This window comes from Halomonas sp. ML-15 (assembly GCF_014779595.1).
Taxonomy (GTDB): domain Bacteria; phylum Pseudomonadota; class Gammaproteobacteria; order Pseudomonadales; family Halomonadaceae; genus Franzmannia.
The window spans coordinates 35,098-60,665 of the sequence record NZ_JACXZT010000009.1; the positions used below are offsets into that span (position 1 = coordinate 35,098).

26 protein-coding genes are annotated in these 25,568 nt (G+C 64.1%); 17 read left to right on the plus strand and 9 right to left on the minus strand.

What is annotated here, in order from left to right; genetic code table 11:
• The first annotated feature begins 83 nt into the window (after positions 1-83).
• Positions 84-713 (plus strand): glutathione S-transferase family protein, encoded by a 630-nt coding sequence (locus IEI94_RS05795; protein WP_191166382.1) that lies wholly within the window; start codon positions 84-86, stop codon positions 711-713.
• A 26-nt stretch (positions 714-739) separates the two neighbouring features.
• Here the strand turns inward: IEI94_RS05795 and trhA are convergent, their stop codons facing one another.
• The gene (gene trhA / locus IEI94_RS05800; RefSeq protein ID WP_191166383.1) at positions 740-1,405 is read right to left on the minus strand and encodes a PAQR family membrane homeostasis protein TrhA; all 666 of its coding nucleotides are present in this window, start codon (positions 1,403-1,405) and stop codon (positions 740-742) included.
• Positions 1,406-1,449: 44 nt separating this feature from the next.
• Positions 1,450-2,085: a GTP cyclohydrolase II gene (gene ribA / locus IEI94_RS05805; protein ID WP_191166384.1), complete on the minus strand. Its 636-nt coding sequence runs from the start codon at positions 2,083-2,085 to the stop codon at positions 1,450-1,452.
• Between the two features lie 182 nt (positions 2,086-2,267).
• Here ribA and hemE point away from each other — a divergent pair, with 182 nt between their 5' ends.
• The 6 genes from hemE to IEI94_RS05835 all read left to right on the plus strand — a co-directional run bounded on the left by hemE (position 2,268) and on the right by IEI94_RS05835 (position 8,248).
• Positions 2,268-3,335: a uroporphyrinogen decarboxylase gene (hemE, locus tag IEI94_RS05810; RefSeq protein WP_191166385.1), complete on the plus strand. Its 1,068-nt coding sequence runs from the start codon at positions 2,268-2,270 to the stop codon at positions 3,333-3,335.
• Position 3,336: 1 nt separating this feature from the next.
• Positions 3,337-3,714 carry a VanZ family protein gene (locus IEI94_RS05815; RefSeq protein ID WP_191166386.1) on the plus strand — a complete coding sequence of 126 codons (378 nt, stop codon included), beginning with the start codon at positions 3,337-3,339 and terminating at the stop codon, positions 3,712-3,714.
• Positions 3,715-4,021: 307 nt separating this feature from the next.
• Positions 4,022-5,050 (plus strand): amino acid ABC transporter substrate-binding protein, encoded by a 1,029-nt coding sequence (locus IEI94_RS05820; protein WP_191166387.1) that lies wholly within the window; start codon positions 4,022-4,024, stop codon positions 5,048-5,050.
• A gap of 118 nt (positions 5,051-5,168) precedes the next feature.
• Positions 5,169-6,359, plus strand: a complete 1,191-nt coding sequence (locus IEI94_RS05825; protein WP_191166388.1) for an amino acid ABC transporter permease — start codon at positions 5,169-5,171, stop codon at positions 6,357-6,359.
• Positions 6,360-6,368: 9 nt separating this feature from the next.
• Complete coding sequence (locus tag IEI94_RS05830) at positions 6,369-7,469, plus strand: amino acid ABC transporter permease (protein ID WP_191166389.1); 1,101 nt, start codon at positions 6,369-6,371, stop codon at positions 7,467-7,469.
• Positions 7,470-7,519: 50 nt separating this feature from the next.
• On the plus strand, positions 7,520-8,248 hold the full coding sequence (locus IEI94_RS05835; RefSeq protein WP_076749932.1) for an amino acid ABC transporter ATP-binding protein: 729 nt from the start codon (positions 7,520-7,522) through the stop codon (positions 8,246-8,248).
• On the opposite strand, the gene IEI94_RS05840 is transcribed toward IEI94_RS05835, so the two are convergent.
• Both IEI94_RS05840 and IEI94_RS05845 read right to left on the minus strand, forming a co-directional pair.
• Positions 8,226-9,710 (minus strand): diguanylate cyclase, encoded by a 1,485-nt coding sequence (locus IEI94_RS05840; protein WP_191166390.1) that lies wholly within the window; start codon positions 9,708-9,710, stop codon positions 8,226-8,228. The genes IEI94_RS05835 and IEI94_RS05840 overlap by 23 nt on opposite strands.
• Before the next feature lie 51 nt (positions 9,711-9,761).
• Positions 9,762-10,352, minus strand: coding sequence for a histidine phosphatase family protein (locus IEI94_RS05845; RefSeq protein ID WP_224749962.1), 591 nt, complete (start codon positions 10,350-10,352; stop codon positions 9,762-9,764).
• Between the two features lie 138 nt (positions 10,353-10,490).
• On the opposite strand from IEI94_RS05845, the gene phnD reads away from it, so the two are divergent.
• From phnD to phnE (IEI94_RS05865), 4 genes are read left to right on the plus strand one after another with little or no spacing between them, the layout of a single operon-like run.
• On the plus strand, positions 10,491-11,525 hold the full coding sequence (gene phnD, locus IEI94_RS05850; RefSeq protein WP_191166391.1) for a phosphate/phosphite/phosphonate ABC transporter substrate-binding protein: 1,035 nt from the start codon (positions 10,491-10,493) through the stop codon (positions 11,523-11,525).
• Between the two features lie 58 nt (positions 11,526-11,583).
• Positions 11,584-12,387, plus strand: coding sequence for a phosphonate ABC transporter ATP-binding protein (phnC, locus tag IEI94_RS05855; protein WP_191166392.1), 804 nt, complete (start codon positions 11,584-11,586; stop codon positions 12,385-12,387).
• On the plus strand, positions 12,374-13,189 hold the full coding sequence (gene phnE, locus IEI94_RS05860; protein WP_191166393.1) for a phosphonate ABC transporter, permease protein PhnE: 816 nt from the start codon (positions 12,374-12,376) through the stop codon (positions 13,187-13,189). Before phnC ends, phnE (IEI94_RS05860) begins: the two co-directional genes overlap by 14 nt.
• Positions 13,183-13,992 (plus strand): phosphonate ABC transporter, permease protein PhnE, encoded by an 810-nt coding sequence (gene phnE / locus IEI94_RS05865; RefSeq protein WP_191166394.1) that lies wholly within the window; start codon positions 13,183-13,185, stop codon positions 13,990-13,992. The genes phnE (IEI94_RS05860) and phnE (IEI94_RS05865) overlap by 7 nt, the downstream gene beginning before the upstream one ends.
• Positions 13,993-14,017: 25 nt before the next feature.
• Here phnE (IEI94_RS05865) and IEI94_RS05870 read toward each other — a convergent pair whose 3' ends face one another.
• Positions 14,018-14,506 carry a hypothetical protein gene (locus IEI94_RS05870; protein ID WP_191166395.1) on the minus strand — a complete coding sequence of 163 codons (489 nt, stop codon included), beginning with the start codon at positions 14,504-14,506 and terminating at the stop codon, positions 14,018-14,020.
• Between the two features lie 204 nt (positions 14,507-14,710).
• Between IEI94_RS05870 and IEI94_RS05875 the strand changes: the two genes are divergently transcribed.
• The 3 genes from IEI94_RS05875 (at position 14,711) to IEI94_RS05885 (ending at position 19,226) form a co-directional block, all read left to right on the plus strand.
• Positions 14,711-15,139, plus strand: coding sequence for a host attachment protein (locus IEI94_RS05875; RefSeq protein WP_191166396.1), 429 nt, complete (start codon positions 14,711-14,713; stop codon positions 15,137-15,139).
• Positions 15,140-15,256: 117 nt separating this feature from the next.
• Complete coding sequence (locus IEI94_RS05880; RefSeq protein ID WP_191166397.1) at positions 15,257-17,143, plus strand: methyl-accepting chemotaxis protein; 1,887 nt, start codon at positions 15,257-15,259, stop codon at positions 17,141-17,143.
• Positions 17,133-19,226, plus strand: coding sequence for a methyl-accepting chemotaxis protein (locus IEI94_RS05885; protein ID WP_191166398.1), 2,094 nt, complete (start codon positions 17,133-17,135; stop codon positions 19,224-19,226). The genes IEI94_RS05880 and IEI94_RS05885 overlap by 11 nt, the downstream gene beginning before the upstream one ends.
• A 13-nt stretch (positions 19,227-19,239) precedes the next feature.
• Here the strand turns inward: IEI94_RS05885 and IEI94_RS05890 are convergent, their stop codons facing one another.
• Positions 19,240-20,166 (minus strand): LysR family transcriptional regulator, encoded by a 927-nt coding sequence (locus IEI94_RS05890; RefSeq protein ID WP_191166399.1) that lies wholly within the window; start codon positions 20,164-20,166, stop codon positions 19,240-19,242.
• A 159-nt stretch (positions 20,167-20,325) separates the two neighbouring features.
• On the opposite strand from IEI94_RS05890, the gene IEI94_RS05895 reads away from it, so the two are divergent.
• Positions 20,326-21,102, plus strand: coding sequence for a ferredoxin--NADP reductase (locus IEI94_RS05895; RefSeq protein ID WP_191166400.1), 777 nt, complete (start codon positions 20,326-20,328; stop codon positions 21,100-21,102).
• A gap of 106 nt (positions 21,103-21,208) precedes the next feature.
• Here the strand turns inward: IEI94_RS05895 and glnK are convergent, their stop codons facing one another.
• The 3 genes from glnK to IEI94_RS05910 form a co-directional block, all read right to left on the minus strand.
• A complete protein-coding gene (gene glnK, locus IEI94_RS05900) occupies positions 21,209-21,547 on the minus strand; it encodes a P-II family nitrogen regulator (protein ID WP_095620677.1) in 339 nt (112 codons plus the stop codon).
• A 145-nt stretch (positions 21,548-21,692) separates the two neighbouring features.
• The gene (locus IEI94_RS05905) at positions 21,693-22,940 is read right to left on the minus strand and encodes an ammonium transporter (RefSeq protein ID WP_191166401.1); all 1,248 of its coding nucleotides are present in this window, start codon (positions 22,938-22,940) and stop codon (positions 21,693-21,695) included.
• A gap of 106 nt (positions 22,941-23,046) precedes the next feature.
• Entirely contained in the window at positions 23,047-23,385 is a 339-nt protein-coding gene (locus tag IEI94_RS05910; RefSeq protein WP_076746022.1) for a P-II family nitrogen regulator, read from the minus strand.
• Positions 23,386-23,674: 289 nt separating this feature from the next.
• On the opposite strand from IEI94_RS05910, the gene IEI94_RS05915 reads away from it, so the two are divergent.
• Positions 23,675-24,010, plus strand: a complete 336-nt coding sequence (locus IEI94_RS05915; RefSeq protein ID WP_191166402.1) for an accessory factor UbiK family protein — start codon at positions 23,675-23,677, stop codon at positions 24,008-24,010.
• A gap of 31 nt (positions 24,011-24,041) precedes the next feature.
• Positions 24,042-25,553 carry a YifB family Mg chelatase-like AAA ATPase gene (locus tag IEI94_RS05920; RefSeq protein WP_191166403.1) on the plus strand — a complete coding sequence of 504 codons (1,512 nt, stop codon included), beginning with the start codon at positions 24,042-24,044 and terminating at the stop codon, positions 25,551-25,553.
• Positions 25,554-25,568: the final 15 nt, after the last annotated feature.

Below are 25,568 nucleotides of genomic sequence, written 5' to 3' on the forward strand. Positions count from 1 at the left end.
GAACAGTTCCCGTACCGCCAGTACGCTGTTAGCGTACCGCAAGCGGCTTGTTGCCTCCCTTATCACGTCGAAGGAGTGATCCGATGATTACGCTCTATGGTTTTCCCAACTCCCGCTCGCAGCGGGTTGCCTGGACCCTGGAGGAGCTGGGGCTCGAGTACGAGTACCGCTCTGTCGACATGATGGCCGGCGAGGGGCAGGGCGAGGAGCACCTGACACGTCACCCCGATGGCAAGGTGCCAGTGCTGGAAGACGGTGAACTGGTGCTGTTCGAGTCGCTGGCGATCTGTCGCTACCTGGCCGAGCACTACGGTGAGGCGAGCGGACTGCTGCCGGCCTCGCCGGTCGAACGGGCCCAGGTCGATCAGTGGCTGAGCTTCGTTATCAGCGAACTGGAGCAGCCGCTGTGGACCCAGGGCAAGCACAAGTTTGCCCTGCCCCGCGAGCGCCGCGTGCCGACGGTGCTGCCGACGGCAGCGTGGGAGTTCCAGCGTGCGATGGGGGCGCTACAGCGCCAGTTCGACGGCCAGGCGTGGCTGGTCGGCGGGCAGTTTACCCTCGCTGACCTGTTTGTCGGCCATACCCTGAGCTGGGGCGTGCGGTTCAAGAATCGCCTGCCGCTGGCGCTTGAGGCGTATCGTGAGCGCTGCATATCGCGCCCGGCGCTGGCCAGAGCCGCGGAGCGCGAAAAGTCGGTGGCCGAGGCAAGCTGAATTTCGAGACGTTTCCTATTTACCTGTCAGGCCCCGTGGGGTAGCACCGCCGCATACACCGCGAAGTAGTGGCAGGTGCTGCCGCCGAGCACGAACAGGTGCCAGATGGCGTGATTGTAGGGTATTGCGTTGATGGCAAAGAAGACCACGCCCAGGGTATAGGTGATGCCGCCGGCGGCGAGCAGGACGATGCCGCTGGTCGCCAGGCTGGTGGTCAGTTCGCCGCTGGCGAAGACCATCAGCCAGCCCATCAGCAGATAGTTGGCGATGCGCATGACGGTGAAGCGCTGAGGCCAGATCAGCTTGCAGGCAATACCGAACAGCGCCAGGGACCAGACGATGGCAAACAGCGTCCAGCCGGTGGGGCCGCGCATGTTGACCAGCAGAAAAGGGGTATAGGTACCGGCGATCAGCAGGTAGATGGCGCAGTGGTCCAGATGCTGAAACAGTCGCTTCAGTCGAGGGTGCTTGATGCCGTGGTAGAGGGTCGAGGCGGTGTAGAGCAGCACCAGGCTGGCGCCGTAGAGGCTGATGCCGATGATCTTCCAGGGGTCGGTATGGGTGGCGAGACTGGCCAGTACGATCAAGACCGCGACCCCGGCGAGGCTTAGAATGGCGCCGATACCGTGACTGATGCTGTTGAGCAGTTCCTCGATGACGCTGTGGTGGTGCGGCATGACGTGGCTAGGCATGGGCGGTTCTCCGGCAGATAGGGCGCCCGATGCCGTCATGCGGCTCAAGGCTTGCGGTCGATATCCACATCGCTGGCCTGGGTGAAGTCACCGAGCGCCATCATATGGCCCAGTTTGCCAGCTTTGGTGGCCAGATACTGTTCGTTGTGGGGATTGAGGCCGGTGGTCAGCGGCTGGCGTTCACTGATAATCACGCCGTCGCGGGTCAGCGCCTCGACCTTGCGCGGGTTGTTGGTCATCAGCTTGAGAGAGGCCACGCCGAGGTGCTCCAGCATCGGCACACAGAGGTCGTAGCGGCGCATGTCGGCGCCGAAGCCCAACTGTTCGTTGGCCTCCACGGTGTCGGCGCCCTGATCCTGCAGGTGGTAGGCGCGGATCTTGTTGAGCAGGCCGATGCCGCGGCCCTCCTGGCGCAGGTAGAGCAGTACGCCACGGCCTTCGGTGGCGATGCGCTTGAGCGCCTCCTGCAGCTGATAGCCGCAGTCGCAGCGCATCGAGAACAGCGCGTCGCCGGTCAGACACTCCGAGTGCACACGGCCCAGCACCGGGGCGCCATCGTCGATCTCACCAAGCGTCAAGGCAATATGATCCTTGCCGGTGGCGTCGTCTTCGAAGCCATGCATGGTGAAGGTCGCCCAGGGTGTGGGCAGCTGAGAGGCGGCGATGAAGCGAATCGACACGGAGAACCTCGATGCGGTGACGGCGGCCTGGCCGGCGGGTGGGCGCCTATTCTATCAGCTTCGTCGGTGCTGCTCACAGGCGATGAATAATGCCTATAGGTGGGGGGAAGCATGGCCTTAATCAAGCCGCGAGCGGCGGCATTGGGTACAATGCGGGTAAATTCTTCAGCATAGAGCCCTTCATGGAACTGCAAAACGATCGCTTCCTGCGCGCCCTGGCCCGCCAGCCGGTGGATCGCACCCCGGTATGGATGATGCGTCAGGCCGGCCGCTACCTCCCCGAGTATCGCGCCCTGCGCGCCCATGCCGGCAGCTTTATGGACCTGTGTCGCAACCAGGAGCTGGCCTGTGAAGTGACCCTGCAGCCGCTGGAGCGCTACCCGCTGGATGCCGCCATTCTGTTCTCGGATATCCTCACCATCCCCGATGCCATGGGCCTGGGGCTCTACTTCGAGACCGGCGAGGGGCCGAAATTCCGCCACCCGGTGCGCACCGCAGAGGCGGTCGCCGCGCTCAAGGCGCCGGATGCCGAGCGCGACCTCGACTATGTGATGAACGCCGTGCGCACCATTCGCCATGAGCTCAACGGCCGGGTACCGCTGATCGGCTTCTCCGGCAGCCCCTGGACCCTGGCCACCTATATGGTCGAGGGCGCCTCGAGCAAGGATTTCCGGCATGTGAAGTCGATGCTGTATGGCAACCCGGATGCCATGCACCAGCTGCTCGACACTCTGGCCACGGCGGTCACCGACTACCTCAATGCGCAGATTCGTGCCGGCGCCCAGGCGGTGCAGATCTTCGATACCTGGGGCGGGGTGCTGTCGACGCCGGCCTACTTGGAGTTCTCGCTGCGCTATATGGAGCAGATCGTCGCCGGGCTGATTCGCGAGCATGACGGGCGCCGGGTGCCGGTGATCCTGTTCACCAAGAATGGCGGCCAGTGGCTGGAGCAGATCGCCAGCGCCGGCAGCGACGCGGTGGGCCTGGACTGGACCACCGAGCTCTCCGATGCGCGTGCCCGGGTCGGTCACCGCGTCGCGCTGCAGGGCAACCTCGACCCCAACGTGCTGTTTGCCAAGCCGCCGGCGATCCGCGCCGAAGTGGCGCGGGTGCTGGACAGCTTTGGTCCCGGCGAGGGCCATATCTTCAACCTTGGGCACGGCATCAGTCAGTTTACCGACCCGGACCACGTCACCGCCTTTATGGAAGCCCTGAATGAGCTAAGCCCGGCGTACCACCAGGGCAACTGAGGTGAACGCGAGAGAGATTCTGCACCGCTGGCATGAGCGCCGCCGGCTATGGCTGGTGCTGGCGCTGCTGGCCGCACTGCTGATCGTGGTGGGTAGCCTGACCCCCGGCAGTGAGATGCCCCAGCGGCTGCCGTGGGACAAGTTCAACCACTTCGTCGGCTATGGGGGGCTGGCGACGCTGGTATCGCTGGCCGGGATGCGTGAGCTGCGAGCCTTTGCGCTGGTGGTCGCCTTCGGCATTGCCATCGAATATGCCCAGATCCCGGTGCCCGGACGCAGTGGCGGCGATGGCTGGGACATCCTGGCCAATACCCTGGGGGCCGCCAGCGCCTTGCTGGTGCTGGCCCGGCTGCGCCAATGGCTGGTCGCCGCGTCGTAACATCAGCCTGACACGCTATCTAGCCTAGATCGCCTCCGGGAGCTCCGCTGCCGGGGGCGATCTCGTTTTGGTGCGTCAGCGCGGGTGAGCGTTGAGTAATGCACTACGCAGGTGCATGAAAAAACAGGCGATTATCTTTGAGAGTGCGAGATTGAGCGGAAGAACCCGCGTTCCGCCTGGCTTTTATGCGTTGAATAAATGTTATTTTCGGTTACTGCGCATGTTGGAACACTCTTTGCTATGTTCTTGGCACATGCTTGCGTCACGCATGTCCCAATATATTGTTCATTAGGTGAGGGAATCCTCCATGTCGTACAAGAATAACAAGCTGGTACTGTTGACCTCGGCCACAGTGCTGGCCGCAGGTGCAAGCGTGATGGCCTCGGCCTCGACGCTGGAAGATACCGTTGATCGTGGCGCCGTGCAGTGTGGCGTGAGCGATGGTCTGCCGGGCTTTTCGGCGCCGGATGATGACGGTAACTGGCAAGGCCTGGATGTCGACGTCTGTCGCGCCATCGCCGCTGCCGTATTTGGCGATGCCGAGGCGGTACGCTATGTGCCGTTGAATGCCGTCGAGCGCTTCACCGCCCTGCAGTCGGGTGAAGTGGACGTGCTGTCGCGCAATACCACCTGGACCACCACCCGCGACACCACCCTGGGTATCAACTTTACTGGCGTCACCTTCTACGACGGTCAGGGCTTCCTGGTGTCGTCTGACCTGGGTATCTCCAGCGCTGAGGAGCTCGACGGTGCGGCGGTGTGCGTGCAGTCCGGCACTACCACTGAGCTCAACCTGGCCGACTACTTCCGCGCCAACGGCATGGAGTTCGACCCGATCGTTTTCGATACCTCCGAGCAGACCGTCGGCGGCTTCGAAGCCGGTCGCTGCGACGTGCTGACCTCCGACACCTCTCAGTTGGCCGCCCTGCGTATCCAGCTCGATGATCCGGATGGCGCCATGGTGTTGCCGGAAATCATCTCCAAGGAGCCGCTGGGTCCAGCCGTGCGCCAGGGCGATGATCAGTGGTTCAACGTCGTCAAGTGGTCACTGTTTGCCATGCTCAACGCCGAGGAGCTGGGCCTCAGCAGCGACAACGTCGACGAGATGCTGAGTTCGGAAGATCCGGATATTGCCCGCCTGCTGGGTGAAGACGGCAACTACGGCGAGGGCATGGGTCTCGAGGCCGACTGGGCTTACCACATCATCAGCCAGGTCGGTAACTACGCCGAAAGCTTCGAGCGCAACGTGGGGATGGACTCACCGCTGCAGATCGAGCGCGGCATCAACGCCCTGTGGACCGAAGGCGGCATCCAGTACGCGCCGCCGATCCGCTAAGCGATCCGCCTGATGCGCCGGCACGACCGGCGCGTTGACGCCACGTCTGGCGGGGGGTGTCACCGCCCGCCAGACGATGGTTCGCATTATCCAGCCCCTCCAGGCGGAGACGATTCTCATGTCTGCTCGACCCAAGGCCTCCCAGATAGGCCCCAAGCCCCCGTTCTGGCGCGATCCTGCCAAACGGGCGCTGATCTTTCAGGTGTTGCTGGTGGCGGCGGTCATCGCCTCGCTGCTCTACATTATCGGCAACACCCAGGACAACCTGGCCGCACGCGGTATTACCACCGGCTTCGGTTTCCTCAATAACACCGCCGGTTTTGGCATTGTCCAGAGTCTGGTTGATTACTCCTCCCAGAGTACCTATGGCCGCACCTTCCTGGTGGGCCTGCTCAACACCCTGCTGGTGGGTGGTCTCGGGGTGTTGGCGGCCACCATCATCGGTTTCATCGTCGGTATTGCGCGGCTGTCGCCCAACTGGCTGATTGCGCGCCTGGCCAACGCCTATATCGAGATCTTCCGCAATATCCCGCTGCTGCTGCAGATCTTCTTCTGGTACTTCGCGGTACTGCGCGCCATGCCCAGCGCCCGCGATAGCCTGGCGTTCGGCGAGGTGGTCTTCCTCAACGTCCGCGGGCTATATCTACCCGAGCCGCTGTTCGAGTCGGGCTTCGGGCTGATTCCACTGGCGTTTGGGGTGGCCATTGCCGCCAGCATCGCCCTGGTGATCTGGAACAAGCGTCGCCACGAGGCCACCGGCAAGCGCCTGCCGGCGGGCTGGATCTCGCTGGGGCTGATCCTGGGCTTGCCGCTGCTGGTGCTGGTCGCGACCGGGGTGCCGGTCACCTGGGACGTGCCCGAGCTGCGCGGCTTCAACTTCCGCGGCGGCATCACGGTGATCCCCGAGTTTCTGGCGCTGTGGCTGGCGCTGTCGATCTATACGGCGTCCTATATCGCCGAGATCGTCCGCTCCGGCATCCAGGCCATCTCCCATGGCCAGACCGAGGCGGCCCAGGCGCTGAGCCTGCCCCAGGGAATGGTGCTGCGGCTGGTGATCATCCCCCAGGCGATGCGGGTCATCATCCCGCCGCTGACCAGCCAGTATCTCAACCTGATCAAGAACTCCTCGCTGGCCACGGCCATCGGCTATCCGGATCTGGTCTCGGTGTTTGCCGGCACCACGCTGAACCAGACCGGTCAGGCCATCGAGGTGATTGCCATGACCATGGCGGTCTACCTGAGCATCAGCCTGTCGGTATCGCTGTTCATGAACTGGTACAACGCCCGCATGGCGTTGGTCGAACGATAGGGGCGGGCCATGATTCACCATCACAAGATGATCGAGGCGCGACCGGCGCCCTCCAACACCATCGGCCCCCTGGCCTGGCTGCGTGCCAATCTGTTCAGCGGGCCGATCAACAGCTTTTTCTCGCTGCTTGGGCTCTATCTGCTCTACCTGCTTCTGGCTCCCACCATCCAGTGGGGACTGATCAACGCCGACTGGGTGGGGACCAGCCGCGACGACTGCTCCCGCGAGGGCGCCTGCTGGGTGTTTATCAATGCCCGTTTCACGCAGTTCATCTACGGTCTCTATCCGCGTAGCGAGCTGTGGCGGGTCGACCTGACCTTTGCCACCTTCGCCGGGCTGATCGGCTGGCTGATGATTCCGCGGCTGCCGTTCAAGCGCTGGGTGGCGCTGGTCACCCTGATCGGCTTCCCGGTATTCGCCTACTTGCTGCTCTACGGCGGCCACTTCGGCCTGCCGGTGGTGCAGACCCACCGCTGGGGCGGCCTGATGCTGACCCTGGTGCTGGCCGTGGTAGGCATGGTCGGTGCGCTGCCGATCGGTATTCTGCTGGCCCTGGGCAGGCGTTCGCAGATGCCCATCGTCAAGAGCTTCTGCGTGGTGTTCATCGAGTTCTGGCGCGGCGTGCCGCTGATCACGGTGCTGTTCATGGCCTCGGTGATGCTGCCGCTGTTCATGCCTACCGGGGTCAGCGTCGACCGTCTGATCCGCGCCTTTATCGGTATCACCCTGTTCCAGAGCGCCTATATGGCCGAGGTGGTGCGCGGTGGCCTGCAGGCCATTCCGCGCGGGCAGGAGGAGGCGGCGGCGGCCCTGGGCATGGGCTACTGGAAGCGCATGGGCCTGATCGTGCTGCCCCAGGCCTTGAAGATGATGATCCCCGGGATCGTCAACACCTTCATCTCGCTGTTCAAGGACACCACCCTGGTGATGATCATCGGCCTGTTCGACCTGCTTGGCATCGTCCAGGCGGCGCTGTCGGACTCACGCTGGCTGGGCTTCGCGCTGGAGGGCTATATCTTCGCGGCGTTCATGTTCTGGATCTTCTGTTTCAGCATGTCGCGCTACAGCCAGTATCTCGAGAGAAAATTACACACCGGCCATAAGCGCTAAGGACAAATACAATGAATGAACAGGCAACCCAGGCCGGCGCCGGCGACCTGATGGTCGAGATGCGCGGCGTCAACAAGTGGTACGGCGACTTCCATGTGCTGCGCGATATCGACCTGGAGGTACGGCGCGGCGAGCGGATCGTCATCTGCGGCCCGTCGGGCTCGGGCAAGTCGACGCTGATTCGCTGTATCAACCATCTCGAAGAGCATCAGCAGGGCGAGATCGTGGTCGGCGGCATGCCGCTGACTCAGGACATCAAGCGCATCGAGCAGATTCGCCGCAGCGTCGGCATGGTGTTCCAGCACTTCAATCTCTTCCCGCACCTCACGGTGCTGGAAAACTGCTGTCTGGCACCGATGTGGGTGCAGAAGAAACCACGCCAGGAGGCCGAGGCGCGGGCCATGCAGTACCTCGAGCGGGTGCAGATTGCCGAGCAGGCGCTGAAGTACCCCGGCCAGCTCTCCGGCGGCCAGCAGCAGCGGGTGGCGATCGCCCGCTCGCTGTGCATGCACCCCGAGGTGATGCTGTTCGATGAGCCGACCTCGGCACTCGACCCGGAGATGATCAAGGAGGTGCTCGACGTCATGGTCGAGCTGGCCAAGGAGGGCATGACCATGCTCTGCGTTACCCATGAGATGGGCTTCGCCAAGACCGTGGCTGACCGGGTGATCTTCATGGATCAGGGGCAGATCATCGAGGAGAACGCGCCGGAACCGTTCTTCAATGACCCGCAGTCCGAGCGCACTCAGCTATTCCTTAGCCAGATTCTGGGCCACTGAGGTCGAGCGGCAGTGCCCAATAGCACGCCACGCGATTGCGGCCGGCATGCTTGGCCGCATACAGCGCCTGGTCGGCCTGGGCGGTGGCCAGTGCCTGGGTGTGCCGCAGGTCGCTATGCGGGGTGAGCTTGGCGATGCCCAGGCTCACCGTCATCGACACGCTGCCGTGCTGGCCCACCGCGCTCTCGAGCTGAAAGGGGGACGCGTCGATACGCTGTCTCAGACGCTCCCCCAGCCGAAACACATCGTCGTCGCACATACCGCTTACCACCAGCGCAAACTCCTCGCCACCGAGTCGTGCCAGTCCATCCTCTGGGCGTAGTTCGCGGGCCAGGCGCTGGGTCAACAGGCGCAACAGAGCGTCGCCGGCAGGGTGACCGCAGCGATCATTGACCTGCTTGAAGTAGTCGATATCGACCAGTATCAGGTGGTGCCCCTCCTGGCGCGCTAGCGCCGCTCCAAGGTGCCGTCCCAGCCCGCGGCGATTCAGTACTCCGGTCAGATCGTCGTACTCGGCGGCGGTCTGCGCCTGCTCCTCGCCGAGCTTGCGCTGGCTGATATCAATGGCCAGGCCGGCCAGCCCGCGCCAGCCACCACTGTCATCGGGGATCGCTTCGATGACTATCTCATGCCAGCAGAGCGCGCCGTCGGCGGTATACAGGCGGACGTCCAGCCGCCAGCTGTGCTGGTTGGTGTGCTTGCCGGTGCGCAACAGCTGCCAAAACCGCTGCCGGTCGCCGGCGTCAATGCTGCGCAGCAGCCGGCGCAGCGAGAGGCGCGCATAGCGTTCGGGGTAGCCAAGGGTGCGCAGCAGGCTGCGCGAGCACCAGGTCGAACGGCGCCGTAGTTCGACCTCCCAGATACCGCAGTCGGTGACGCGCTGCAGCAGCTCGATCTGGCGGCGTCGGCTAGTCAATCGATGGCGGTAGATGGCGGAGGCGATCAGCTCGGCGGCGACGGTCAGGGCGTTGAGGCCGGCGCCTTCCCAGCGCAGCGAGCGCTCGCAGTCGTCGATGCCCAGGGTGCCCCACCACTGGCCGTCGACCATGATCGGCACGGTTACCATCGAGGCGATGCCCTGCCCCTGAAGGTTGCTGCGCAGGGTGCCGGCCGGCATGTCGTCGATGACGAAGCGCTGCGACTCGCCGCGCTGTCTTTCGCGGACCAGCTGCCGGTAGACAGGGTCATCAAAGTCCGAGGTGAAGAAGCGGAAGTGCTTGTGGGTTAGCTGACGGTAGTGCGGGGCCGCGGCCCATTCGAAGACGTAGTCTTGCACCACGCCATGGTCGTTGATCTCGAGGAGCTGGAAGATCCACACCCGGCTGGCGCCGGAGGCCAGGCCGAGTGCCTCGAGGAGCTGGTCGACGCCGTCCGACCAGAAATGGGCGTCGATCAGAGCCCGGCTGCCGCGCGCCAGCGCAGCGAGCAGACGGGTGTCATCCGGGGTGGCAGGTGCCGGCATGGCGGGCAGCTCGTGAATCGGGTGATAGCGCTATCATAACAGAGCCGCGGCTCAGTCGAGCGGCGTGATGCTGGCCGGCGTCAACGCCGGGCGGTCGCGGTGCGCGCCGAGGGGCTGGCCAGCAAGGGCCGTGAGCAGGATCTGCAACGGATCGCCGTGGCTGACCAGCAGGATCGTCGCGTCGCGGTGCGACTCCTCGAGTTCCATGATCACCGCCTGGAGGCGTTCGGCGACGCTGGCGACGCTCTCCACGCCGTAGTCGTTATGCGTTGGGTCCTGAGCGTCCAGCGCCCAGACGGCGGGGTAGTGGCTGTCTGCCTGGCGCTCCAGGCTGCCGAAGTGGCGCTCACGCAGCCGCACCTCGGGTCTCATGTCGAGGCCAAAATGGCCGGCGACCCAGGCGGCCGTCTCGCTGGTGCGGAGGAAGTCGGAATGGACGATGAGGGTCGGTGCCGGCCAGTCCCATTCGGCGACCTTCTGCTCGAGCTGTGACTGGCCGAGGGGTGAGAGCCCGAAGCCGTTGAGCCCGTTGTCGGGATGGCTAATGATCAGCCCTTGCTGATTGGCCTGGCTGTGACCGTGGCGCATCAGCAGGTAGCGGTTTCGCCAGGCCGCCGGAGGGCGCGGTAAAGTGTTTGACATGCGATTGTCATAAAACCTAGATTGGAAGTTGTGTTTTCGAAAACAATCATTTTATACGGCTAATGTCGAATTTCGAAAAGCAGTACGCGGTTCTCACTCAGACATTCATAATAAAAAAACAACACAATGAGGCACGCCATGAAACATACTACGGCTATATCTGATGTATCCGCTGCTCAAGCGGCCCCCTTCAAGAAACGCCCGCTGGCCTCGCTGGCGCTGATTTCGCTGCTGCCGTTGGCGATGCTGGCATCGGCCAGCGCCCAGGCCGACTGTCCCCGCGGCGACCTGGACAGCATCTACTGCGATGAAGATGGTGACATGGTCGCCGATCGTCCAGCGGATGAGTCCGAGTGGGCCAATCCCGATACGCTGATATTCGCCTATACCCCGGTGGAAGATCCAGCTATCTACTCCGATATCTGGCAGCCGTTCATCGATCACCTGGAAGAGGTGACCGAGCGCGATGTGCGGTTCTTTGCGGTGCAGTCCAACTCGGCCCAAGTCGAGGCGATGCGCAGCGGTCGGCTGCATATTGCCGGGTTCTCCACCGGGCCGACGCCCTTTGCGGTCAATCTCGCAGGAGCCGTGCCCTTCGCGCTGATGGGCTCCGACGACGGCCAGTTCGGCTACACCCTGCAGGTCTACACCCACGTAGACTCGGGTATCGACGAGATGGAGGACCTCAAGGGCAAGCGCGTCGCGCACACCTCGCCGACCTCCAACTCCGGCAACCAGGCGCCGCGGGCGCTGTTCCCGGATCTCGGCGTGGTGCCCGACGAGGACTACGAGGTGGTGTACTCCGGCAGCCACGACCAGTCGATGCTCGGCGTAGTGGCGCAGGACTATGACGCCGCCCCGGTGGCCTCGGAGGTGGTGGAGCGCATGGCCGCGCGGGGTCTGTATGACCCGGATGAGGTCAAGATCATCTTCGAAACCGATCCCTTCCCCACCACCTCCTACAACTACGCCCACAACCTGCATCCCGACCTGGTCGAGAAGATCGAAGAGGCCTTCTTCAGCTTCGACTTCGCCGGTACTGCCCTGGGTGAGGAGTTCGAGGGCGTCGACAAGTTCGTGCCCATCAACTACCAGGACAACTGGGAGATGATCCGCACCATCCAGGCGGCCAACGACGTACGTTATACCCGCGAAGACCTGGACCAGGAGTAAGACGCGCGCCCCGGCCGCTGGCGGCTGGGGCGGTGTGCTCGTCTAGACGAGGTGACGGATGCTGGAAATTTCCAATCTGGTCAAGCGATACGGCCACGATGAAGCGGTACTCAAGGGCCTCGACCTGGTGGTGGAGGGCAATAGCGTAGTGGCCATCGTCGGCGCCTCGGGGGCCGGCAAGAGCACCATGCTGCGCTGTATCAATCGCCTGGTCGAGCCCACCTCGGGGTCGATCAAGCTCAACGGCAATGAGCTGGTCAACCTGCGCGGTGGCGCCCTGCGCCGGGCGCGGCGCAAGATCGGCATGGTCTTTCAGGGCTTCAACCTGATCGACCGACTGACGGTAATGGAGAACGTGCTGGCCGGCCGGCTGGGTTACGTCAGCCTCTACCAGGCCATCTCGCGGCGCTATCCCCAGGCCGATATCGAGCGCGCCTTCAGCCTGATGGAGCGCGTGGGTATCGCCCATTACGCCAACAAGCGCGCCGACGAGCTCTCCGGCGGTGAGCGTCAGCGGGTCGGGGTGGTGCGGGCGCTGATGCAGGAGCCGGAGGTGCTTCTGGCCGACGAGCCCACCGCCTCGCTGGATCCTCGCACCTCCGAGCAGATCATGGTGCTGCTGCAGAGCCTGGCAAGCGAGCTGTCGCTGCCGGTGCTGATCAATATTCACAACGTGGCCCAGGCCAAGACCTATACCGAGCGTATCGTGGGCCTACGCCACGGCAAGATGATCTTCGACGGTGTCCCCGCCGATTTCACCAAAGAGGCGCTGGATGCCATCTACGGTGGTATCGAGGCGCCCGAGGATGGCAGCAGTGAGGCGCCACCAGCCGCCGCGGGGGTGAGTCATGACCAGGCCTGACGCCAGCGCTACCGCGCCGGCCAGGACCTGGCGCAAGCCACCCTTTATCGCCAATCCCTGGCTACGCTACGGCCTGTGGCTGGTGGTGGTGGTCTATCTGGTCTGGGCCTTCGGCAGCCTGCCGTTCAACTGGGAGCGGATCAGTGAGGGCCTGCCGCGGGCGGCGCGGATTTTCGGCGGTGGCTTTCCACCAAGCTTCGAGCGCGGCGGCCTGCTGCTGACCGGCTTCAAGGAGAGCTTCCAGATCGCCATCCTGGCCACCCTGCTCGGGGTGGCGCTGTCGATTCCGTTTGCGGTAATGGCGGCTCGCAACGTCGCGCCGCTGCCTGTCTACCTGTTTGGCCGCGCGGTGATCATCGTGTCGCGCAGCTTTCACCCGGTGATCGTTGCCATCCTGTTCGTCGCTGCGGTGGGCTTCGGCCCGCTTGCCGGCATCCTCACGCTGACGCTCTATTCGATCGGCTTCGTCGGCAAGCTGCTTGCCGAAGAGATCGAGGAGATCGACTGGGGCCAGGTAGAGGCGATGCGTGCCACCGGTGCCGGCTATATGGCGACGCTGTTCTATGCGGTCTTCCCGCAGATCCTGCCGCGCCAGGTGGGGCTCTCGATGTACCAGCTCGACAGCAATCTGCGCGCCTCGGCGGTGGTCGGCATCGTCGGTGCCGGGGGCATCGGCGGCACCCTGATGAACGCCTTCGGGCGCTACGACTACGACTTCGCGTTCGCCATCCTGCTGATCATCATCGCGGTGATCCTGGTCAGCGAGGGCATCAGCGGCTGGGTGAGGAAGAAGATATGGTAGATCACGCCACACTGCTGGCCGACCGCGTCTGGCAACGCTACGACCGCAAGGAGCGCCTGATCCGCTACGCCGTGCTGCTGGTAACGATGATGGTGGTCTATTGGGCGGTGCGCGATATCGACATCTTCTGGCCCTGGGTGTGGGACGCCCCTAACCAGATCTCGAGTCTCGGGGCACGCATGTGGCCGCCGGATCCGAGCCGGCTGGCAGCGATCGTCAATGCCATGATCGAGACCGTGCATATCGCCACCCTGGCGACCCTGCTGACCATTTTCGTGGCCCTGCCGGTGTCGTACATTGCCGCGCAGAACACCACCCCCAACCGCTTTTGCCTGTGGCTGGGGCGCTTCATCCTGGTCTCCAGCCGCTCGGTCAACACCATCATCTGGGCGCTGCTGTTCGTGGCCATCTTCGGCCCCGGGGTGCTGGCCGGGATCCTGGCGATCATGTTTCGCTCGATCGGCTTTATCGGCAAGCTGATGGGGGAGGCGATCGAGGAGATCGACCGCCGACCGGTAGAGGCCATGGAGGCCACCGGCGCCTCCAAGGCCAAGGTGATCGCTTACGCCATCGTGCCCCAGGTGATGCCGGCGTTCTTCGCCATCGTGATCCTGCGCTGGGACATCAATATTCGCGAGTCGACGGTGCTTGGGCTGGTGGGGGCCGGCGGCATCGGGGTGATCCTGCAGGGCTCCATCGACACCTTTGCCTGGCCCACGGTAGCCACCATCCTGATTGCCATCGTGATCCTGGTACTGATCGGCGAGGCGATCACCAGTCTGCTGCGCCGCAAGGTGCTGTGACGCAGCAGCTCATCGCAGGCATGGCCTACAGGTGTGGCTCCTGACGTGCCGACGGCTCGGGGGGTGCGCTGTTGGCAGCCAGGTCGAGGGTCGGCTCGTCGACGCCTCGGCGGCGCGCCCGGGTGACTCGCGCGCTACCGACGACGCCATCCTCTACCTGCACCTCGCGGGCCTGACTGGTCCAGGCATCCTGGCTGTCATGAACGGCCGGGCGGCGCTCGAAGGAACGCGTGACCACGGCGCTGGGGGCGAAGCCGCCCCGTGCCTGGCCGAGATGATGTGGCAATAGCCACAGCTCGGCCATCAGGCGCACCGCGACCATTGCCAGCAGCAGTGCACCGCCGCCCAGGCTCAGGGCCGGCCAGGCATCGGCCCAGCTGGCGCCGCTCAGCCATGGAGTTTGCGGCGCCAGCCATAGTGCCGCACCGACCACCAGGCCGACTTGCAGCAGCAGATGGCACGAGAGCAGGGTCGCGCGTGCCAGCGGCGCACGGGGAAACAGGAACTGACGCATGGGAAAACCTCCTGGTTAGCGGGCGCATGGATGCGCGCGGGTTGCGCCGACCTCCGTGCCGGCGCTCAGATGCTACCCCAGTTAGTGGGCGGCGTCAGTTCTTTGCGGGGCGGTTGACCCACTGCCATGGGCTTGCCACTCTCAATGCAGGGGGTGGCGATTGGCCGCTGCCTCCTTCCCTAGGGCTACCGCCAAGGAGACACGATGACGACCTATATCGTAGTGGCAGATGCAGCCAGGGCACGCTTATTCACTCGCGATGCGCTGACACTGCAAGAGCAGGAAAGTCTGGTACACGCCGAAGGTCGCCTCCATGAGGGGGATCTGGTGACCGACAACGGCGCTGATGTGCACGAGTCGACCTCGACGACGTCACGCTCCTCGGGGGGCGAGAATACGGCGTCACAGCACCAGGCTGAAATCTTTGCCAAGCAGGTGGCCGGACGGCTTTACCAGGCGCGTGTCGATAATAGCCTGGAGAAGCTGATCCTGGTCGCTCCGCCCAAGTTTCTCGGCCTGTTGCGCGACAAGCTCGACGGCCCCACCGCCAAACGGGTCATCCACTCGCTGTCCAAGGATCTTTCCAAGGCGTCGCTGGGCGACATTCAGCATGCCGTCAGCGACATGCGCTGATAGAGATATCTTCTTAGTCTAAAGTATGGGGCGCGTCTGCCGATAACGTGATTTCCACGTCGGCGCATGGTTGCCATGCGTCGGTGAGTCTTGACTCACGATCAGCGAGAGCGCCCCATGTTATCTTCCCTGCGAGCCCGCCTTTTGATTGCCACGCTGCTGGTGATCGTCCTGGCCCTGACGGCCAACGGTGTGGCCAGTTACCTTACCGTCAAATCGCATAACGACGAGCAAGTTGCTCGAAACCTCGATGCTGTGGCCAGCAGTAATGCCCGTGCCATCGATGAGTGGTTGTCGGCGCGCATTACCATGCTGCAGGCCGTGGAGTCTGGCGCCCAGAGCGATTCGCCCATGGATGCCCTGGTACAGCTGGAAGCCTCGGGTGGCTTTCTGGCGACCTATATTGCCGATGAGCGCAGTGGGCATATGGTGTCATCTGATGGTTGGGAACCGCCCGCCGACTATGATCCGCGTGAACGCCCCTGGTATCGCGAGGCCAAAGCGGCCGGCGATACGGTCATCACTGAGCCCTATATCGATGCGGGTACCGACCAACTGGTGGTGACCATTGCACAACCCTTCTACCGCTCTGGCACTCTCTCCGCGGTGGTGGGGGGCAACATCGTCATCGACGATGTGGTCGAGAGCGTGGCCGCTATTGCTCCCACCCCCTCTAGCTTCGCCTTCCTCGCTAGTGCCGACGGCACCGTGGTAGCGCATTCCGATGCGGAGCAGATTCTCGCGCCTAGCACCGACTTGGCCGCGGAGCTCGATGCCGGTTATCTGCAGACACTGCTTGAGCGCGATGCACCAAGGCGTTTGATGATGAACGATCGCCCACGTCTTTTGCAGGCCCACCCGGTGTCGTCAGGGAGTGATTGGCAGCTGGTCATCGCCCTCGATGAACATGAGGCCACCGCCGGTCTGCGCGGGGTGCTGACCAGCTCCCTGATCACGCTGGTCCTGGTGGGGTTGGCCGCGACTCTGGCGCTGGGGGCGCTGCTCAAGGTCATGCTGCGTCGCCTGCAGGGGGCCCGCGATGCGATGGATAATATCGCCTCCGGCGAGGGCGATCTGACCCAGCGCCTGCCCGAAGAGGGGCGTGACGAGGTGGCGCAAATCGCGGCGGCATTCAACCGTTTCGTGGCCAAGATGGAGGCGGTGCTGATCGATGTGCGCGGCAGCAGCGAGGCGGTCAACAGCGCCGCCAGCGAGATCACCCTGGGTGGCCAGGACCTGTCGCGGCGCACCGAGAGCGCGGCCTCGAGCCTGCAGCAGACCTCCGCCTCGATGGAAGAGATCACCAGCACCGTGGAGCACACCGCGGCGTCGGCCCGTGAGGCCAACCAACTGTCGCAGTCGGCCTCCGAGGTCGCCGGCCGGGGCGGCGAGGTGGTGTCCCAGGTGGTGACGACCATGGACGAGATCACCGAAGCGTCGCGCAAGATCGGCGCGATCGTCAGCGTCATGGATGGCATCGCCTTCCAGACTAACCTGCTGGCGCTGAACGCCTCGGTGGAGGCGGCGCGGGCCGGTGAGCAGGGCCGTGGTTTTGCGGTGGTAGCGGCGGAGGTTCGCCAGCTGGCGAGCCGCAGCGCTGACGCCGCCCGCGAGATCAAGACCCTGATCGAGAGTTCGGGCGCCAAGGTCGACAGCGGCACCCAGCTGGTGCGCACTGCAGGCGAGACCATGGACGACATCGTGACCAGTATCGCGCGGGTTACCGACGTGCTGGGCGAGATCACGGCGGCCACGGGGGAGCAGAGCGAGGGCATCGGCCAGGTCAATATTGCGGTGGCCGAGCTCGACCGGACGATCCAGGAGAATGCCGCCATGGTCGAGGAGTCGACCAGTGCCGCCGAGCAGCTCAAGGCACAGGCCGACCACCTCAGTCAGGCGATTGGCGTGTTCACGCTGTCCGCCTCCAAGACAGCGGTGCCGGCCGCTCACGCGTTGGCCACAGATGGCGCCAAGGTGACGCGGGAGCTCTCCCATGCAGGCTAGGTCGATTCGTCAGTTCGTGGTCATCCTGGCCGGCGCCTGCCTGTTGGTCGTGGTGGTGGCACTGGTCAGCTATGCGCTGTACGCCTCATCGCGAACCCAGGCGACCGTCGAGAGCCATACCCGGGAGCTGCTCGAAGGGGCCGTCGACGAGCGTCTCGCGGCGCTGGCGGATGCCGAAGCGGAGCGCATTCAGCGCCAGCTCGAGCATGCAATGAACCTGGCCACGCAGTTGGCCAATACCAATGCGCTGATGGGGCAGCGTGACGATCAGGGGCGTCGGGCGCTAGCGATCAGTCGGCGCGAGCTCTCCAATCTGGTGCGTCAGACGGTGGCCGACAATCCCGCGCTGCTTGATGCCTTCATCGGCTGGGAGCCCGATGCCTTCGGCCACGATGCCCTCTATGCCGGTATCGAGCGCGATGGCTACGACGGCAGCGGACGTTTCATGCCTTGGTGGTATCGCACCGAGTCGGGTGACATCGATGTGTTGCCGCTGGGCGATACCATGGAGAGTGAGGCCTCACAGCCGAATGGGGCGCGTGAGGGGGAATACTATCTGTGCCCGCGTGAGACCCAGGCACCCTGCATCATCGACCCGGCGCCTTATGACTATGCTGGTGAAACCCTGCTGGTCACCTCTTTCAACGCGCCGGTGCTGGTCGATGGCGAGTTTCGCGGTGTGGCGGGGGTCGACTTGGCGCTGGATTTCATTCAGGAGCTGCTGGTGGAGGCCAATGCCGGTCTCTATGACGGTGTCGGTGAGATGATCTTGATCGCCGGAGGTGGTGGCCTGGCCGGACATACCAGCGACGTCGAAGGGCTGGGGGCTGGTGCCGATCGAGCGCTGGGAGAGGCCGCGTTGGCCAGCGTCCAACGCGCCCGAAGCGACGCCGATACCGTCAGCGTGGTGGAAGATGGGATGTTCGAGCGTTACCAGCCCTTCACCATCGGTGGGACCGAGACACCCTGGGTACTGATGGTAAGGCTCCCCGAGGAGGCGGTATTGGCCGAGCTCGAGGCGCTACAGGACACGCTCGGTGAACAGCGACGTGCCGATGCGCTGGGCATGAGCCTGGTAGGCGTGGTGCTGGCTGCACTGGGCCTGCTGGCGCTGTGGCTGGTGGGCACCAGCATCTCCCGCCCGCTCAAGCACCTGGCAGAGCGCATGCGCGAGATCGCCTCGGGGGACGGTGATCTCACTCAGCGGCTGCCGGTGAAGGGCCGTGACGAGAGTGCGGCGTTGGCGACCCAGTTCAACGCCTTCGCTGACAAGATTCATGATGTGCTGGTCGACGTGCGCGGCAGCAGCGCGGCGGTCAATAGCGCCGCCAGCGAGATCGCCCACGGCGGCCAGGATCTGTCACGGCGCACCGAGAATGCCGCCTCGAGCCTGCAGCAGACCTCGGCCTCGATGGAGGAGATCACCAGCACCGTGGAGCACTCCGCGGCCTCAGCCCGGGAGGCAAATCAGCTGTCGCAGTCGGCCTCCGATATCGCCGGCCGTGGCGGTGAGGTGGTCGCCCAGGTGGTGACGACCATGGACGAGATCACCGACTCGTCACGCAAGATCGGTGAGATCGTCAATGTCATGGACAGCATCGCCTTCCAGACCAACCTGCTGGCGTTGAACGCCTCGGTGGAGGCGGCGCGGGCCGGTGAGCAGGGGCGTGGCTTCGCGGTGGTAGCAGCGGAGGTGCGCCAGCTTGCCAGCCGCAGCGCCGACGCCGCCCGCGAGATCAAGACCCTGATCGAGGCGTCCAGTCAGCGGGTCGATGCCGGCACCCAACTGGTGCGTACCGCCGGCGAGACCATGCAGGAGATCGTCACCAGCATTGCGCGGGTCACCGACGTGCTGGGCGAAATCACCGCGGCGGCGGGGGAGCAGAGCGAGGGTATCGGTCAGGTCAACATTGCGGTAGCCGAGCTCGACCGCATGATTCAGGAGAACGCTGCGATGGTCGAGGAGTCGACGGTCGGCGCCGAGCAGCTCAAGGAGCAGGCCGAGCGGCTCGACACGGTAATCGGCGGCTTTACGCTTGCCGAGCACGACGCGGCCAAGCCACTGCTCGAGCGCCCGCGGTGAGCCGGGCACTGCCCTAGGGAATATAGGGCAGGTCGATCTCGTCGCTGCGGGCAATGCCGGCGGTCATCTGCCGGCACAGCTTGAGAAACTCGCGCATGCCGGTGGTCAGGTACTTGTGACGGTGCCAGATAAAGGTGAACTGGCGCTTCAGGTCGAGCTCCGGCGTGGCGAGCGGCACCAGGCTGCCGCGCCGGAAGGCGTCGCGCAGCGCCAGTCGCGAGACGCAGCCAATCCCCAGCCCCGACTCCACGGCACGCTTGATGCCCTCGGTATGCTCCAGCTCGAGCAGCGTATTGAAGCGCCCGCGGCGGTGGCGTGCGGCGTGCTCCAGGGTGAGTCGCGTGCCCGAGCCCGGCTCGCGCATGATCCAGTTCTCGCGCAGCAGCCGATCCATCTCCAGGGTGCCGGCCTCGGCCAAGTGGTGGCGCGGCGAGCAGAACACCACCAGCTCATCCTCTACCCAAGGCTGCATCACCACGTCTTCGTGCTGGCAGTCGCCCTCGATCAGGCCCAGGTCCAGCTCATGCTGGACGATGTGATCGATGATGGCGCTGGTGTTGCGCACCTGGAGTCGCACGCGGCTGTCTGGATGGCGCTGCATGAAGTCGCTGATCAGCAGCGTAGCCAGGTAGTTGCCGATGGTCAGGGTGGCGCCGACATCCAGCGAGCCGATACCGCGCTGGCCGCGCAGCAGCTCCTCGATCTCTTCGCCGCGGTCGAGCAGGGCGACCGCCTTGGGCAGAATCTGGAAGCCCAGCGCGTTGAGCTTGAGGCGCTTGCCGATGCGGTCGAGCAGCTGGCAGTCGAACTGCCGCTCCAGCTCGGCCAGGGCGGTGCTGGTCGCCGACTGTGAGAGAGCCAGGGCGTTGGCCGCACGCGAAACGCTTTCGTGCTGGGCGACCGCAACGAAGACTTCCAGCTGGCGCAGGGTGTAGCGCATGTCAGGCTCCCAGCTCAGTTTATATCTATATTATAGATAAGCTTTATTCATACTACCCATTTAACAGATATGGTTGTGACGCATAAACTGTGCGGCATAACCAATACGGCGCCTTATGCGCCAATGGAATACCTAGTTATCCTCACCCGGGAGCCGGTCATGAGCAAGTTTGCGCTGGAAGACGTGCTGAGCGTTCACCACTGGAACGACACCCTGTTCAGTTTTCGCACCACCCGCGAGCGCAGCCTGCGCTTCAAGAACGGCCAGTTCGTGATGATCGGCCTCGAAGTGAACGGCAAGCCGCTGATGCGCGCCTACTCCATCGCCAGCCCCAACTACGAGGACCACCTTGAGTTCTTCAGCATCAAGGTGCCTGATGGCCCGCTGACCTCGCGTCTGCAGCACCTCAAGGTCGGGGATCAGATCATGGTCAGCCGCAAGCCAACCGGTACGCTGGTCACCGATGACCTGCTGCCTGGCCGTAATCTCTACCTGCTCTCCACCGGCACCGGCCTGGCCCCGTTCATGAGCCTGATTCAGGACCCGGAGGCCTACGAGCGCTTCGAGAAGATCGTGCTGATCCACGGCGTACGCACCGTCAGCGAGCTGGCATACGCCGATTTCATCACCAAGGAGCTGCCGGCCCACGAGTATCTCGGTGAAGAGATCGCCGAGAAGCTGGTCTACTATCCGACGGTGACCCGTGAAGACTTCCACACCACCGGGCGTCTCACCGACCATATCCGCACGGGCAAATTGTTCGACGACACCGGCCTGGCGCCACTCGACCCCAAGCAGGATCGCGCCATGATCTGCGGCAGCCCGGCGATGCTCGACGAGACCAGCGCGCTACTCGACGACCTGGGCTTCAATATCTCGCCGCGTATGGGCGAGCCGGGTGACTATGTGATCGAACGGGCGTTTGTCGAGAAATAAGCGGGAAGTTTGAAGAGCATCGCTTCGCGCCTGGAAGTGGTAAGCAAAGGGCCCCGCCGTTTATTCATAACGGCGGGGCCCTTTAATTATGCTCTGCTTCGAGCTGTCAGACGGCGTCTTTGCCGGTCTCGCCGGTACGAATACGGATCACCTGCTCCAGCGGCGAGACAAAGATCTTGCCGTCGCCGATCTTGCCGGTGTTGGCCACATTGGTGATCGCGTCGATGACCTTGTCGGCCATGGCGTCATCCACGGCCACCTCGAGCTTCACCTTGGGCAGGAAATCGACGACATACTCGGCGCCACGATACAGCTCGGTGTGACCCTTCTGGCGGCCGAAACCCTTGACCTCGGTCACGGTGATGCCCTGCACGCCGATTTCCGAGAGCGATTCGCGAACGTCGTCGAGCTTGAACGGCTTGATGATGGCAGTCACCAGTTTCATGGTCTTTACTCCTCGCATCCTATAGGTGGGGCAGGCCCCAGGTTCAAGCGCTGTCTAAGACAAGCATACACCGCTCGGCCAGATATGAAAAAAGGCCCCCCGAAGGGGGCCAGGGGAGCACGCCAGCTCACTCGGTGTAACGCCGTTACTTCTTGGCGTTGAATTCGGGATAGGCCTCGAGACCGCATTCTGCGATGTCGACACCTTCGTACTCTTCTTCTTCGCTGACCCGGATGCCCATGATCGCCTTGAGCACTAGCCATACCGCCAGGCTGGCACCGAAGACCCAGGCAAAGATGCCCAAGATGCCGATGATCTGAGCACCGAAGGTGGCGTCTGCGTTGGACAGCGGAACCACCAGGACGCCCCAGATACCGACCACACCGTGCACCGAGATGGCACCGACAGGATCATCGAGCTTGAGCTTGTCGAGGCTGACGATCGCGGCTACCACAATGGCACCACCCACGGCACCGATCAGCGTGGCGCCTAGCGCGGTGGGTGCCAGCGGTTCAGCGGTAATTGCCACCAGGCCGGCCAGTGCGCCGTTCAGGGCCATGGTCAGGTCCGCCTTGCGGAACCACAGCTTGGCGAGAACCAGTGCGGCGATCACGCCACCGGCTGCTGCAGCGTTGGTGTTAACGAACACTTGCGCCACGTTGTTGGCCGAGATGCCGTCGGATATCTTCAGCTCGGAGCCGCCGTTGAAGCCGAACCAGCCCATCCACAGGATGAAGGTACCCAGGGTCGCCAGCGGCAGGTTGGCACCGGGAATGGCGTAGATAGCACCGTCCTTGCCGTACTTGCCCTTACGCGGGCCGAGCACCAGCACACCGGCCAGAGCAGCGGAAGCACCCGCCATGTGTACGATGCCGGAACCGGCATAGTCGGAGTAGCCCAGCGCGTCGAGCCAGCCTTCACCCCAGGTCCAGTAACCGGAGATTGGATAGATGACGCCGGTCATGACCACAGCAAATGCCAGGAAGGCCCACAGCTTCATGCGCTCGGCCACGGCGCCCGAGACGATCGACATGGCGGTGGCCACGAACACGACCTGGAAGAAGAAGTCGGAGCGCATCGAGTAGTAGGGTGCGTCCTCATCACCGGAAGTGATCGCATCGAGAGTGTTCTCACCACCGATCAGGAAGCCCAGGTTCGGCAGGAAACCGCCGCCGGCACTGGAGTACATGATGTAGTAGCCGACCAGCAGATACATGGTGCAGGCAACGGCGAACAGCGCGATATTCTTGGTCAGAATCTCGGCGGTGTTCTTGGAGCGTACCATCCCGGCCTCGAGCATCGAGAAGCCGGCGGCCATCCACATGACCAATACGCCACAGATAAGGAAATAGAAGGTGTCGAGCGCGTAAGTCAGCTCTGCTAATTCTGTCATTGGGTGTTCTCCTGAGCCCTTGTCGTGCTGCGGGCCGCGTCAGTGTCCGCGTTGAGCGTCGTTTTTTCTTGGTGCCTGCGTACTTGGGCGAAGCGCTAAGCCTCACTTACACCGCGTCGGCGCCGCGCTCACCGGTTCTAATGCGGATAACGTCTTCCAGTGGTGTGACGAACAGCTTGCCGTCGCCGATCTTGCCGCTGTTGGCTGCGGTGCGGATGGCATCGAGGACGCCTTCGACGCGCGAGTCGTCGACGGCGATCTCGACCTTGACCTTGGGCAGGAAATCGACCACGTACTCGGCGCCGCGATACAGCTCGGTGTGCCCTTTCTGGCGGCCGAAGCCTTTGACTTCGGTCACGGTGATGCCCTGAACGCCGTTGTCTGCCAGCGCTTCACGGACATCATCCAGCTTGAACGGCTTGATAATGGCGGTGATAAGTTTCATCCCGAATCTCCCAGATGAAAGAGGGTTGAGGCGTGCATAACGGCTTGCGCCTGATTAGGACATTGCGTGAAGCGTGCCAGGCTTTAATTATTGCTTATAAAACAGCGCAATAGGATCGAGCATGCACCATGTTGCAAAGCACGGGAGGGGGACTTTGTCATCTATTGCACCATTGCGGTGCCGTTGTAAAAGCTGCCTGCTCCACAATGAGGCAGTGGTCGGGCATGCGTGCCGAGCGCAGCTTGCGTATGCTGAAGGGGCATGTGCACAGGACAATGAGGAGAGTCGCGTGAGTCATCAAGATCCATTTAGCCGCCTGGCCCGGGAGCTGGGCGAGAGGTTGCAGGGCGCTTCCCAAGCGCCGGAGGAGATCCAGAAAGGCGTTCAGCAGGTGATGCGCGGTGCCTGCGAGCGTCTCGAACTGGTATCCCGTGAAGATTTCGATATTCTCATGGATGTGCTGCAGCGCACCCGCAGCCGCGTCGAGGCCTTGGAAGCGCGGGTCGCCACGCTGGAAGCGACGCTGAACGAGGACGCCGCGACGAGCGATACCGACAGCACAAGCAGCGCTGGCGGAGACGTGCCGCCCGCCGAGGATGCCGGCGGTGGTGAGGCGTCGAGCTGACGCTATGTGATTTCACCGGCGAGGGACCGCCATGACACTAGCCATCATCAATACCCGGGCCAGCCTGGGGCTGGACGCACCGGAGGTGCTGGTCGAAGTGCATCTGGCCAACGGCCTGCCAGGCCTGACCCTGGTCGGGCTGGCCGAGGCGGCGGTCAAGGAGAGCCGTGAGCGGGTGCGCAGCGCGCTGATCAACGCAGGCCTCGAGTTCCCCACCACCCGCCGTATTACCCTCAATCTGGCACCTGCCGACCTGCCCAAGGAGGGCGGACGTTTCGATCTGCCGATTGCCTTGGGCATCCTGGTCGCCTCGGGGCAGGTGCCGGGCGAGGCGCTGGAAACCATCGAGTGCCTGGGCGAGCTGGCGCTGGACGGCAAGCTGCGCCCGGTCACCGGGGTGCTGCCGGTGGCATTGGCCGCGCGCCGCGCCGGGCGTGCGCTGATCGTGCCCCGCGCCAATGCCGACGAGGCGGCTCTGGCCAGCGGTCTCGAGGTGCTGCCGGTGGAGCATCTGCTGGAAGTGGTGGCGCATCTGCTCGGCCAGCGGCACATCGCCGCGCATCACGCCGAGCCACCACCGCTCGAGGCGGTCGCCAGCGGCATAGACTTGGCCGAGGTGCGCGGCCAGCATCAGGCGCGCCGCGCGCTGGAGATCGCCGCTGCGGGCGGCCACAACCTCTTGCTAGCGGGGCCGCCAGGCACCGGCAAGACCATGCTGGCCAGCCGCCTGCCGGGCATTCTGCCGCCACTGGAGGAGGATGAGGCGCTGGAAGTGGCGGCGATTCGCTCGGTCATCGGACTGCCGCTCACCGACCAGTGGGGTCGGCGGCCGTTTCGCACCCCGCACCACACCGCCAGCGCCGTGGCCCTGGTGGGTGGCGGCTCCAAGCCGCGCCCCGGTGAAATCTCGCTGGCCCATCACGGCGTGCTGTTTCTCGATGAATTACCGGAGTTCGCGCGCAGCGTACTCGAGGTGATGCGCGAGCCGATGGAGTCGGGCACGATCTCGCTGTCGCGTGCCAACCATCAGCGCCGCTACCCGGCGCGGTTCCAACTCGTCGCGGCCATGAACCCCTGCCCTTGTGGACACCTCGGCGATCCGCGCAACCGCTGCCACTGCAGCGCGGCGCAGATTCAGCGCTATCAGCAGCGGCTGTCCGGCCCGCTGCTGGATCGCATCGACCTGCAGGTGGAAGTGCCGGCGCTGCCGCCGGAGCAGTTGACCTCTCAGCAGCCCGGAGAGAGTTCCGCTACGGTGCGTGAGCGGGTGCTGGCGGCCCGCGCCCGGCAAGCCAGGCGCGGTGCGCTCAATGCGTATCTGCCAGGGCGAGAGCTGGAGGCCGCCTGTGCGCTGGACACGGCCACCCGCGCCTGGCTGGCCGGGGTGCTGGAGCGGCTCAATCTCTCGGCACGGGCCTACCATCGGGTGCTGCGCGTGGCGCTGACCCTCGCCGACCTGACCGGCGATGCCCGCCCCGAGCGCCGCCAGCTGATGGAGGCGATCGGCTACCGTCAGCTCGACCGACTGCTCAAGGGCGGCTAAGCCGGGCCCCGACCC